This is a genomic window from Glutamicibacter mishrai, assembly GCF_012221945.1.
GTDB lineage: Bacteria > Actinomycetota > Actinomycetes > Actinomycetales > Micrococcaceae > Glutamicibacter > Glutamicibacter mishrai.
Window position 1 is genome coordinate 1178305 of the sequence record NZ_CP032549.1, and the last position, 11920, is coordinate 1190224.

An 11920-nucleotide genomic window follows, 5' to 3' on the forward strand; every position below is an offset into this window, starting at 1 on the left:
GGTAATCAAGAATCATGTTCTACATAGATGCAAGAATTACCTGTAGTTTCATTAGGAGATATTATGTCCATTTATACAAATTATTTGTCAGGCGTCAGGCCGGACGGTGGACATCATGATGAAAAAATTTCAGCCCATGTTGCGATTGTTGGATCCGGCCCAACCGGATGTTTCGCCGCACTTGCGATGCTCAAATGTGTCCCCGAAGTACGAATTACAGTCTTCGAAGCCAGACCTACTCCATACGGACTTTTACGCTACGGAGTGGCTCCTGACCATCAAGGAATGAAAAACGTGACTCGGCAGTTTGAGCGGTTATTCGGATCGAACCAAGTCGAATTCGTAGGCAACGTTCGAATCGGGCAAGATCTCCCTTTTGAGGTCCTCCAGGAAAACTTTGATTTTGTAGTCATAGCGACAGGGCTTCCTTCTGAACGGGCACTTCCCGTGCCGGTCCACCCCGGTGCCAAGGTTTGGGGCGCCAGCCAGCTGCTTCGCTACCTCAACGCCGATCCAGACAGTGACCTGCGCACAAGAGAAACTGTGGAATTAGGCGATTCTGTTCTCATCATCGGCTCAGGAAATGTCGCAATGGATGTAGCGAGATTACTCGCCAAGTCCGATGAAGGTTTTGACGGATCGGATGTCGATGACGCGGCTCGAGAAGCGTTAGCACCGTCGAAAATTACTCGCATCACGTTGCTCTCCCGAAGCCCCTACGAACAAGTTCGTTGGGATCCGTCGATGTTCAAGGAGCTGTGCTCCATCCCCGGTGTTGAGGTCTATCTGGACGGAAGACGCTCCACGGAAGAGACTGACACATCCTCGGGGCCAACGCGCCATCAACCACTTCGCGTCGAAGTTTTTTTCAACCAGAAACTGCGCGAAATCGACCTCCAGGAAGACAATGCCTATGACAATCAACTAATTGTCAGAACGCAAAATGGAACATCTGACGCTCACCTGTCCGCCGAGTCTCCCAAAACGTCCTTTCGGGCATCGGCTGTCATTGCAGCGATTGGCTTCGAAGAGCGTCGTATCGGTTTTGGCGAAGTTCCTGCCGACAATGTACTTCGCACCGGCGGGTGTGCTACCGGCCGGCTAGGAAACCTCGCCGAAAACCGAGCGCTTGCAAAACAGACTGCGCAACTGGTCGCCGCAAAGGTGGGAAAACAATCCGAACTCACGGGTTTGGCCGGGGTTGCACCATTCCTGACTCAAACTCCGGTTTCATTTTCTGATTGGAAAGCCATTGATGAAGCTGAAATAACTAGGGCACGGCCCGGTCGCATCAGGCAAAAGTTCACATCATGGTCCGAAATGAGCGACGTAGTCGCACAGACGCGCAGCTAATAACTCTTTGCTTCACCGTACAAATCAACCGACACCTAATCACAAAAGGAAACACCGATGACTCAAGTCAACGTTTGGTATGGAACAGAATCCGGAAACGCAGAAATGGTGGGAGATGAGATCGCCGCAGCACTTTCCTCCACGAGGTTCACGAGCAATTTAAGCGAATTACCCGAGATCAGTGTTTCAGACGTTTCCAACGCAGAACTCACCATTTTCGTTACTTCCACCTACGGCGAGGGCGGGCTGCCGGCAACGACAGAACCTTTCTACGACGCGCTGTCGGCTGAACGCCCAGATCTAAGCGGGCTCAAGTTCGCCGCTTTCGGATTGGGAGATCGCACCTACGAAAACTACAACAATGCGGTAGCAACAGTATCTACGCTCTTGGTCGACCTAGGAGCTGAACAAATCGGGCCAACCGGAACGCATGACGCAGTGACCGGACTCGATCCCGCACAGGTTGCCCAAGAATGGCTCACGAACGAGATCCTGCCCATCCTCGATGCCGAAGGCGAGACCGAACAAGTGGAAAAAAGCTCACACTCTTCTGACCTGTTCCCATGGAGCAACGAAGACTTCCAGAAAAATCCTCATCCCTGGTACGACGCAGCTCGCGAACTGGGTCCCGTTCATCAGACTGACGACAGGACATTCGTCGTTCTTGGCTACGATGAGGCGATGAAATTCGTCAAAGAACCAAGCATGAGCATCCGTGAACCAGATTGGATTCAAGAAAATCCATGGAAGGCTTTTGGAAATACCGTTCTCTCTCTTGACCCGCCTAATCACACAAAGGCACGTCGATTGTTTTCTCGCTGGTTCACCCCGAAGCTGATCAAGCAGTGGGTCGGGGCGACAAAGACTTCTATGGAGGGAATTCTCGCTGGGTACAAGCCCGGACAGGTAATCGACGGCCACTTTGATTTGGGCGTTGTTCCGACTCATACAACTATGGCGCAAGTACTGGGATTCCCGGACGGCGAAGTAGAGCCTCTGTTCTGGGCGCTGTGGAATGCAATGCTGATTCAGGCAACTGATCCGGCCCCAGAAACGCGCGAACAATCCATCGAAAGCTTGGACTACATGTTCAACACTACCGCGAAGCTGCTCAAGGAAAAGGAAGAGAATCCAGGCAACGGTCTGGCAGATGAGCTCCTAGCGGCAAGCAAACGGGGTGAAATCACCGAACGAGAAGTCCTGGAAAATATGGTCCTTTTCTACATGTCAGGCGCACCGAATCCAGCGTATCTAGTGGGAGCCGGACTTGAGATCTTCGCCGAGCATCCAGAAGTCCTTCGAGAGTACCGGGATAATCCAGGAGCCCGCGAACAGATTGTCAACGAGATCGCTCGGCTAAATCCCGTCGAACTCCTGCTTACCCGATTCCCGACCCAGGATATCGAAATTGCGGGCGTCTCCATTCCGGCTGGTTCAATGGTCAAATTCCCTATCGGGGCCGTGAACCGCGATCCGAAAATTTTTGACAACCCGCACGAGTTTGATTTCACACGGCCGATCGATGCGAGCCGAAACCTTACCTTCGGTTTGGGTACACATAGTTGTGCAGGTCAGTTGATTGCCCGTGCTGAAATTGACATCATCTTCACAATGATTGCGGAGCGATTTACCGAAGTCACGATTGCTCAGGAGCCAATCCGCGTCATCACGGACCGACTAGTCGCATATGACAAGATGCCTGTCACGCTGTCGTAGCAACCCGCTTTGCTTGGTGGAGAGCTCCGCAAAGCTCTCCACCAAGCGATCTCCTCGGTCGCACCAACGCAAACTCGTCAGCTTTTGCCTCAATGAAGGTCGGATGATTTGTTCGAACTGGACTCGACTTTTGCGTAGGAAAGATCAGTGCGTCGAAAACTCGCAATCTCGTATTGAACAGCACATTCGAGCAGCAAAATCAACAGTTTTAACAGTGGAGCAGGCGAACTGCGAGCAAGTCAGGTTTGCAGGATAAACAGATAAGATGATGGTTATGACCGCTAATGGAGCAACGACAAAAAAGAAAAAGACATCGTCAGCGCCTATGGCATTACCTTTTCGCCAGCTAGCGTTGGATGAATTCGCGCGTCAGTTCGATACTGCTCATATAGAGGACATGTCTCCTGCTAAGCGTCGTGTCGTCGAAGCATTCCTAAGGCTGTGCGTAGTACACGGGATGCAGTCCGTTAGCATGCGTACGCTGGCAAAAGAACTTGATATCAAGGCACCTACAATTTATTCGCATTTCCCAGGTGGTCGGGACGAAATCATCGCAGAATCCCTGCGCTGGCACTTCCATCATTTTTGCAGCGCCCTTGTTGATGCAGTTCGCCCCGCGAAGGACGCTTCGTCCTTTCTCGACGCGATGATCCGGCTCCACTTCGTACGCCAGGTTCAATTGCCCGAAAGCAATTTGTGGGATTTGATTGTTGGTATAGACCGATCAGTGCAAATCCTTCCTGTGGACCTCAGCGTGCAAGTGGCGCATTGGGTCGATCTATACGAATCGCTGTACATTGCGGTTGCTCGTGACCTCGGACTCGAAGATGTCACGATCAAGGTGAAAATGGTCAACACACTGCTGGAGGGTTCAACCAGATGGTTCGAACCGACAAAGACAGCCAAGGGCCTGTCTCGAGGCGCTGATCAAGCCGTGGCCATTTCCCGTCAAATTCTCGGAATGGCCGCTTCCTAACTAGCCTGATCACCATCAGAACCAACGCTTAGTTGCTTTGTCCAAATCTCAACACAAATTCTTATATACACACCCGCCTACCGACCGTTAGTTAGCAGAAGATGCTTTTGCATCCGTAGACATCGAGAGACAAATGATCACAGTTAAGAGAGCATTCGACCATATCGGCATGTCTGTCCCCGATCTTGAGGAAGCAGTCGACTTTTTTGTCGATGCCCTAGGGTTCGAAGTGGTTATCAAAGCAGGGCCGTTTGATGATTTTGGATATGTCTGGCCTGGTGAGCTGGGACCCGAGCCAGGAACACTGCGACAAGCGAACCTAGTACTGGGTGATTCATTCAATATCGAGCTGCTTGAGTACACGAATCGAACTGCCGCCATTCCTGATGCAGCGCCTCGACCTGCGGATCCAGGCGGCTGGCACCTATGCCTGCATGTCGACGACATTGATAAGGCAAGCGACGAATTAGCAAGTCGTCTAGACACCACTAAGATTTCGGACATCATCCAGGAAGAACAGGATATGGAAGGACTGAGGTGGGCCTATTTCAGAACCACATGGGGGTTAGTGCTCGAACTCATTCAGTGGTCTCCTGGAATGCCTTACGAATCAACGACGCAGGCACGAATGGCATTGCCCCGCTGGGCTTGATTACCTCGAAACTGAAAACTGCTGATACTTTCCGCTGAAGGCGTCCGGTAGTTTCCGAGTTCACTGATCCACTCCCCTATAAGTTCTCAAGCGTTATGCCACACCCGGCTTCCACAATCTTCAAAGGTTAAACTTGCAATGGAAATTTCGAATTCCCCGGCACGAGGCGAACTGACTCGACGTCGGCGCGCCGTGTTCGCGGCATTTGTCGCTTTCGGTCTGGTTCTGGGGTCGTGGGCAGCTCACCTGCCAATTTTGAAATCAAATTTGCACGCAAGTACATCCGAACTAGGGATTATCCTGCTCATACTGGGCGGTGGCGCATTTTTCGGAATGCAGGCCAGCGGATATGCCGCCAACAAATTCGGGAGCGGGAAAGTCGCAGCCATCGGCTCATTGGCGCTCTCGGTAACCACCGTTCCTCCACTTTTCTGCTCGACCTGGGCATCTGCAGCGATAGCTTCTCTGGCGATGGGCATTAGCGTGGGGATCATTGAAGTAGGCGCTAATGCCGCCGCCGTAGAAGTTGAACGCGAGTACCAACGGCCCATCATGTCTTCTTTCCACGGCATGTTCTCCGTAGGCAGTGTGCTGGGTTCAGTGATCGGAGCCGGCGCATTTGCTCTCAATATCAGTTATCGGTTCACGTTGCCTACCGTTGCCTTGATGGTGCTCATTTTGCTTGTGGTCTCAGCAAAAACACTGATGACAATTCAGACAGACCCGACTCCACAGGTCGTAACCGGCTCAACTGCTACCTCAAGCAGGGTTCAACGAAGCAATCGCCAAACGATGCAGCTCATCGCTTACGGATGCTTGGCATTCCTGCTGTTACTGACCGAAGGGTCTGCCATGGATTGGAGCAGCCTTCACGCCCAGGAGCACTTGGACGCGACATCCAGCGGTGCGGCGTTGGCCTTGGCGTGTTTCGTGAGCGCAATGACAATTGGACGATTCACAATCGACCGTCTCGCGGAACGAATCGGTCCCGCGCGAATTCTCCGTTATGGCTCTGCCCTGTCGATCGCCGGACTCATAGCCGTCTTTTGCTCTCCAGTCCTTCCGCTTGCGTGCATTGGCTGGGCTGCTATGGGGCTAGGCCTCTCCGGCTGTGTCCCGCAGGTATTTACCGCAACAGGAAATCTTTCTGGTTCAAATGCCAAAGAACTAGCCCGCGTCGTAGGCGCTGGATATATTGCGGTGCTCGCCGGTCCCGCGATCATCGGTTGGCTAGCCGACCAGTTTGGAATCAACAACGCCTTCATCCTGCCAATCATTGGCATGGTCATCTGTCTGGTATCCGCCAACATACTGGAACCGAAGAAAGAGCCAGTAGCTACCCACTAAGCAAGTACGCACGGTCCTGCTTCGAGAAAGCGGCCGCTGAATCTACCGCGCGCTCCACCCGCCGTCCATGGTGTAGGAGGCACCGGTAACCATGCCTGCCATATCGGAGCTGAGCCAAGCAGCCAGGGAAGCGACTTCATCAGGCTCGACGAGCCTCTTGATTGCGGACTCGGTGAGCATGATTTTCTGGACCACTTCCGACTCCGGAATCTGATGCAGCTTGGCCTGGTCTGCGATCTGCTTTTCCACCAGGGCCGTACGGACATAGCCCGGGTTGATGCAGTTGCTGGTGATCCCGTGCTCCGCGCCTTCCAGCGCAGTGACCTTGGACAACCCTTCCAGACCGTGCTTGGCCGAAACATAGGCGCTCTTGAAAGCGCTGGCGCGCAGGCCATGAATCGATGAGATGTTGATGATCCGCCCGAAGCCGCGCTCGCGCATTCCGGGAAGCGCTGCGCGGATCAGCAGGAAGGGTGCTTCCAGCATCAGCCGGTGGATCAGCCGCCAGGCTTCGGGTTCGAATTCGTGGATCGCGGCCACTTTCTGGATGCCGGCGTTGTTGATCAAGATGTCGGTATCAATGCTGAGCTGCTCCAGTGCCGCGGTATCCGAAAGATCCACTGCCCACGCTGTTCCGCCGATCTTGCTCGCTGCCTCTTGGGCTGCTTCCTCGTTCAGGTCAGCGATTGCCACCTTGGCACTGGCTTGGGCCAAGGCCTGGGCGCAGGCGAAACCGATTCCCGAGGCTCCCCCGGTGACCAATGCGCGCCGGCCGTTCAATCCGCCCGTGGTGCTCGTTGGCAGTTCTGATTCTTGAGTCATGGCCGGTGATATCCCTTCATGCGCACCATTGCGGCAGGCACCCGAACCTCGGGTGTTTACTGCAAAGTTATGGCCAGTTCCCGACACGGGTCAACGATTCACACTGTGCAGATTCCGCAGGTCAATGTGCGTTCATGCACAAGGAAGGATCCGAGGCAGCACACAGCGGTCAACCTCCGGAGGATATGCTGAAACAAGATCACCTGCCCCTGCCTCACAAGTCAGGGCCGTACATCATTCAAAGGAATCGGCAGCCAATGACGACTTTACCGACCAACGATCCAGCGCCTGCGGTTCCAATCCGGCGCGCAGCCAGTGTCCTGATACTGCGCGAAGGCGCTGAAGGCTTTGAGGTTTTTGTCCAGCATCGCGAAGCCACCATGGATTTTGCCGCTGGCATGGTGGTTTATCCCGGGGGCAGGGTTGATCCCAAGGACAGCGAAACGGCCGGCAGCGGCCAGCTGGATCCGATGATCACCAGGACTCACGCCGAACGCTGGGCGCGTACCTCCGTGTGGGATCAGGGCGAAGCCAGCGCCCAGCAGAAGGCCGGAGAAATCCTGGCCGCCGCCCTGCGCGAGGTGTTCGAGGAAACCGGATTGGTCCTCGACCCCGGCCAGCTCTTCCCGTGGGCCAATTGGGTGACTCCCGAAGGCTTCCCGCGCCGGTTCGATACCTACTTTTTTGTCGCGGCGCTGGCTGCGGATCAGGAACCTGTGCACCAGACCACCGAAGCCGTGCGCTCTGACTGGGCCAAGCCGCAAGAGCTCTTTGCGGCGCTTGAACGCGGCGAGCTGAAGATGATGCGCCCAACCCAGCGGACCCTGCTTGATGCCATGGAGCTGGGAACAGTGCAGGCCATTATCGCCAATGATGCGGTGATCACCGCGGTGCATCCAGACCCCCGCGATTCCCATTCCGCGCACCCGGTGCGCGCCAGCGAAATCGGCACACCAGGTTCCTGATTCCTGCTCAGTTATCGAGCAGGCTGCGCCCGACAATCAGGGACATGATCTCGTTGGTTCCTTCCAGGATCTGGTGCACTCGCAGATCACGGAAGATCTTCTCCATGCCGTAGTCCGCAAGGTACCCATAGCCTCCGTGCAATTGGATGGCGCTATTGGCCACGTTGAATCCGGCATCGGTGGCAACCTTCTTGGCCATGGCGCACAGGCGGACCATATCGGGGCTTTTGGCATCCAATGCGCTGGCCGCGCGACGCAGCAGTGACCGCGCCGCTTCGAGTTCCATATCCATGTCGGCGAGCTTGAAGACCAGCGCTTCCTGCTTGGCCAGCGGGCCGCCGAAAGCCTGGCGTTCCTTGAGGTACGCGGCCGATTTTTCCAGTGCCAGCTGGCCGCCGCCCAGTGAGCAGGCGGCGATATTCAATCGCCCGCCGTTCAGGGCTTTCATGGCCATGGAGAATCCTTGGCCTTCCTCGCCCAGCAGGTTTTCGGCGGGAATGCGCACGCCTTCCATGATGACCTGGCGCGTGGGCTGCGCCTTCCAGCCCATCTTCTTCTCATTTGCACCGAAGCTCAGTCCCGGCAGATCCGCTGGAACCAGGAAGGCGCTGATGCCACGGGCGCCGGTATCCGCGGTGCGGGCCATGACGATGTAGAGTCCGGAACTTCCGGCTCCCGAGATGAATTGCTTAACACCGCTGAGCACGTATTCGTTGCCGTCTTTGCGGGCGCGGGTGCTCAGGGCCGCGGCGTCGGAGCCGATCCCCGGTTCGGTCAGGCAGTAGGAGCCGAGCTGTTCCATGCTGATCAAGTCCGGCAGCCATTTTGCGCGCTGTTCATCGTTGCCGAAGCTATCGACCATCCACACCACCATGTTGTGGATGGAAATGTAGGCGGCCAAGGTGGGGTCTGCCTTGGCCAGTTCCTCGAAGACCAGGACCGCGTCGCTGCGGGTGAGCGCCGAGCCTCCGTGCTCCTCCGAGGCATAAATGCCGCCCATGCCCAGTTGCCCGGCCTGGGCGAGGACGTCGATGGGGAAATGCTGCTCTTCATCCCATTTTTGGGCCATCGGTGCGATCTTGGTTTCCGCGAAATCATGGACCATGCCGATCAGCGATTTCTGGTCGTCGCTTATTTCAAACACCACCGGCTCCTTTGCCCGTTATTGCTCTATGTGAGCACAGTCTATGTGACTTGGACGACAACTCAAGGACGAGGTCAGCTACGGATCAGATCATCGCGGGCATCGAACTCGTCTCGCGCTTGGAGCACCTTGGATGCGTGGCTCTCGGACCACTTGCGCAGTATTTCCATCGGGCCCAAGAGGCTGTGGCCGATGTCGGTGAGCTCGTAGTCCACGCGGACCGGGACCTGCGCGTACACGGTGCGTTGCACCAGCCCGTCACGTTCAAGGGTGCGCAGGGTGCTGGTGAGCACTTTCGGGGTGACACTGCCGATGAGCTGGCGTAACCCGGAGAAACGTAACGGCCCGTCAGCTAGGGTCAGAAGCACCAGCGGTGTCCATTTATCCCCTAAGCGCTGCATAATTTCACGTGAAGGACAGTTTTGCACGAAGACGTTGAAAGTCTCATGGCTATCCATTAGGAAACCTAGTTTCGTTGTAGTAGTCAGTATCCAAAGGATATCATCGTCCTGTACGCCCACCAATCAACAGGAGAATCACCATGAAGATCGCAGTTTACGGAGCCACCGGCATGGTCGGCACTGAAGTTGTTGCAGAAGCCATTTCCCGCGGACACGAAGTCACTTCGGTAACCCGTTCGGGCACCGAGGTCGCCGGCACCACGGCCGTCAAAGCCGAACTGAATGACGCCGCGACCTACCGCGACCTGGGCAAGAACAATGACGTCATCGTCATCTCCGTTCCACCATCGCGCACCGGTGGCGACCACCAGGAATACCTGGACGCCTTCGAAGAGATCACCGAAACCCTCACCCCTGCCCGCCTGATCGTTATCGGCGGCGCCGGCGCTACCGAAGTCAACGGCGTTCGCCTGCTCGACGCCCCTGGCTTCCCAGATGCGTACCGCGCGGAAGCTGAAACCGCTGCGGCCGTCTACGACATGTTCACCTCGGTCTCCGGAATCACCTGGACCGTCGTCGCACCGGCACCGGAGATTGCACCGGGCCGCCGCACCGGAAGCTACACCCAGGGCACCGATTCGCCAGCCGGCGACTTCGTTTCCAGCCAGGACTTCGCCGTAGCGATCCTCGACGAAATCGAGACCCCGGCCCACGAAAACCGTCGCCTGACTGTAGCCAGCGAAAAGTAGAAACCCGCCGCCTGCCACAGTGCAATGCATTCGCCAGATCCGCGCCCCACGGCGCCGATCTGACGAATGCACTGTACATGGCTAAAGTTGGAGTGGTCATTCCACTAGCACACCGAGGTAAGTTACTTCCCATGCAACGCAACTCGCGCTCTTCGCGTATCCTGGCCGGCGCTCTCGCCTTGCCGATCATCGGCGCACTGATTGCCGGCTGCTCCTCAACCGGCAGCACCGATTCCACCGCGCAAAGCAAAGAACCGGTCACCGGCGGAACCATGGTCTATGCCTCGGGAGATGCTGAACCCAGCTGCCTGGACCCGCATGTGGGCGGCAACTACCCGCAAGCTCTGGTAGCCAGCCAGTACTTGGAATCGCTATTCACCAAGGATGCCAACGGTCAGATCATCCCTTGGCTGGCTGAGAGCACCGAGGTCTCCAAGGATGGGCTGACCCGCACCATCAAGCTGCGTGATGGCATCACCTTCACCGATGGCACCAAGCTCACCGCTGAAGCCATCAAGGCGAATATCAAGCACCTCAAGGATCCGAACACCGCGTCCTCCACCGGCTACCTCGCCGTAGGCAAGGTCGTGAGCATCGATGTCAAAGACGAGCTCACCGCCGTCCTGAAGCTTTCGGCTCCAGATAACGCGCTGCTCGAATCGCTGTCCATGCCATGGACCGCCATCGAATCCCCCAAGGCCCTGGAACGCGACCAGGCCACAAACTGCGCCGGCCCGGTGGGCACCGGCCCTTTTAAGGTCAAGTCGTGGGAGCACCAGAAGGCCGTGAACCTGGTACGCAACGAAGACTACGTCTTGCCGGTCGCCAATGGCGAACGCGCCAGCAGCACCGCCTACCTTGATGGCATCACCTGGCGATTCATCCCCGAAGCCGCCACCCGCTATGCAGCCCTGCAGTCCGGCGAAGTCGATGTCATCGACAACGCCCAGCCGGACACCATCTCATCGGCTGCCAACGCCGGACTGGGACACCTCGATGCCCCGCGTCCAGGCTCCTCGAACCGCATTGAGCTCAACAGCTCCAAGGTGCCGTTCAACGATGTGAAGGTGCGTGAAGCCTTCATCCGCGCTGTCGACGCCAATACCGGCGTATCCGCGCTGTTCTTCGGCACCGCCAAGCGCAGCAACTCGCTGCTCTCGTCGGTGGAGCCACTGGCCTACTCGGATGAATCGCTGTTCACCACCGACACCGCCAAGGCCAACCAGCTGCTTGATGAAGCCGGCTGGAGCGAACGCGATGCCGAGGGCTACCGCGTGAAGGACGGCAAGCGCCTGAGCCTGCGCTTCCCGGTCTCCACCAACCAGTCGGTTCCGGCTGAGCAATCGCTCTTCGAGCAGTTCCAGGCCCAAGCCAAGGCCGTAGGCTTTGAAGTGAAGATCGACCTGCTGGATCTCTCCAGCTGGTACGGCGCGCTGGCCAAGCACGAGTACAACCTGGTTTCCGCGCCATACACCAAGGTCGGGCCTTCGGTGCTGCGCGTGCTCTACCACTCCGACTCCACGGTTCCTGCACCTTCGGGCTACTTTGCCAACAACGCCCAGGTGAAGAACGAGAAGCTCGACAAGTTGCTCACCGAAGCCGAAGAGACCGAAGACGAGGCACAGCGCGCCTCGCTCTACGAGCAGGCGCAGAAGATCGTGCTGGAAGGCTACTACGTGCTGCCGCTGTACGATCAGCAGAACCACTTCCTGTACGGCAAGAATGTGCACGGCATCGGCACCACCACCGCGGTTTCCTCCCCGGTTTATTTCGATACCTTCCTGGATCAGTAGCC

Annotated in this window: 12 protein-coding genes; 9 read left to right on the forward strand and 3 right to left on the reverse strand. The window is 56.6% G+C overall.

Going from position 1 to position 11920, the window contains the following annotated elements; all coding sequences use genetic code 11:
* Positions 1–63 precede the first annotated feature (63 nt).
* From D3791_RS05595 to D3791_RS05615, 5 genes are all read left to right on the forward strand, one after another.
* A complete protein-coding gene (locus D3791_RS05595) occupies positions 64–1353 on the forward strand; it encodes an FAD-dependent oxidoreductase (RefSeq protein WP_172511535.1) in 1290 nt (429 codons plus the stop codon).
* A 57-nt stretch (positions 1354–1410) separates the two neighbouring features.
* Complete coding sequence (locus tag D3791_RS05600; protein WP_172511536.1) at positions 1411–3069, forward strand: cytochrome P450; 1659 nt, start codon at positions 1411–1413, stop codon at positions 3067–3069.
* Between the two features lie 265 nt (positions 3070–3334).
* On the forward strand, positions 3335–4045 hold the full coding sequence (locus D3791_RS05605) for a TetR/AcrR family transcriptional regulator (protein ID WP_172511537.1): 711 nt from the start codon (positions 3335–3337) through the stop codon (positions 4043–4045).
* 133 nt (positions 4046–4178) lie between these two features.
* Positions 4179–4697, forward strand: coding sequence for a VOC family protein (locus D3791_RS05610; RefSeq protein ID WP_172511538.1), 519 nt, complete (start codon positions 4179–4181; stop codon positions 4695–4697).
* 192 nt (positions 4698–4889) lie between these two features.
* Complete coding sequence (locus D3791_RS05615) at positions 4890–6044, forward strand: MFS transporter (protein ID WP_216847363.1); 1155 nt, start codon at positions 4890–4892, stop codon at positions 6042–6044.
* 42 nt (positions 6045–6086) lie between these two features.
* Here D3791_RS05615 and D3791_RS05620 read toward each other — a convergent pair whose 3' ends face one another.
* Positions 6087–6866 (reverse strand): 3-hydroxybutyrate dehydrogenase, encoded by a 780-nt coding sequence (locus D3791_RS05620; protein WP_172511540.1) that lies wholly within the window; start codon positions 6864–6866, stop codon positions 6087–6089.
* Positions 6867–7123: 257 nt separating this feature from the next.
* Here D3791_RS05620 and D3791_RS05625 point away from each other — a divergent pair, with 257 nt between their 5' ends.
* Positions 7124–7831, forward strand: coding sequence for an NUDIX hydrolase (locus D3791_RS05625; protein WP_172511541.1), 708 nt, complete (start codon positions 7124–7126; stop codon positions 7829–7831).
* A 7-nt stretch (positions 7832–7838) separates the two neighbouring features.
* Here D3791_RS05625 and D3791_RS05630 read toward each other — a convergent pair whose 3' ends face one another.
* Both D3791_RS05630 and D3791_RS05635 read right to left on the reverse strand, forming a co-directional pair.
* Complete coding sequence (locus tag D3791_RS05630) at positions 7839–8975, reverse strand: acyl-CoA dehydrogenase family protein (protein WP_022876175.1); 1137 nt, start codon at positions 8973–8975, stop codon at positions 7839–7841.
* A 74-nt stretch (positions 8976–9049) separates the two neighbouring features.
* Positions 9050–9376, reverse strand: a complete 327-nt coding sequence (locus D3791_RS05635) for a winged helix-turn-helix transcriptional regulator (RefSeq protein ID WP_425483146.1) — start codon at positions 9374–9376, stop codon at positions 9050–9052.
* Between D3791_RS05635 and D3791_RS16895 the strand changes: the two genes are divergently transcribed.
* The 3 genes from D3791_RS16895 to D3791_RS05650 all read left to right on the forward strand — a co-directional run bounded on the left by D3791_RS16895 (position 9288) and on the right by D3791_RS05650 (position 11918).
* Positions 9288–9560, forward strand: a complete 273-nt coding sequence (locus D3791_RS16895; RefSeq protein ID WP_349930584.1) for a DUF3019 domain-containing protein — start codon at positions 9288–9290, stop codon at positions 9558–9560. The genes D3791_RS05635 and D3791_RS16895 overlap by 89 nt on opposite strands.
* Positions 9517–10125 (forward strand): NAD(P)-dependent oxidoreductase, encoded by a 609-nt coding sequence (locus D3791_RS05645; protein ID WP_022876177.1) that lies wholly within the window; start codon positions 9517–9519, stop codon positions 10123–10125. Before D3791_RS16895 ends, D3791_RS05645 begins: the two co-directional genes overlap by 44 nt.
* 131 nt (positions 10126–10256) lie before the next feature.
* Entirely contained in the window at positions 10257–11918 is a 1662-nt protein-coding gene (locus D3791_RS05650) for an ABC transporter substrate-binding protein (RefSeq protein ID WP_172511542.1), read from the forward strand.
* The last annotated feature ends 2 nt before the right edge of the window (positions 11919–11920 follow it).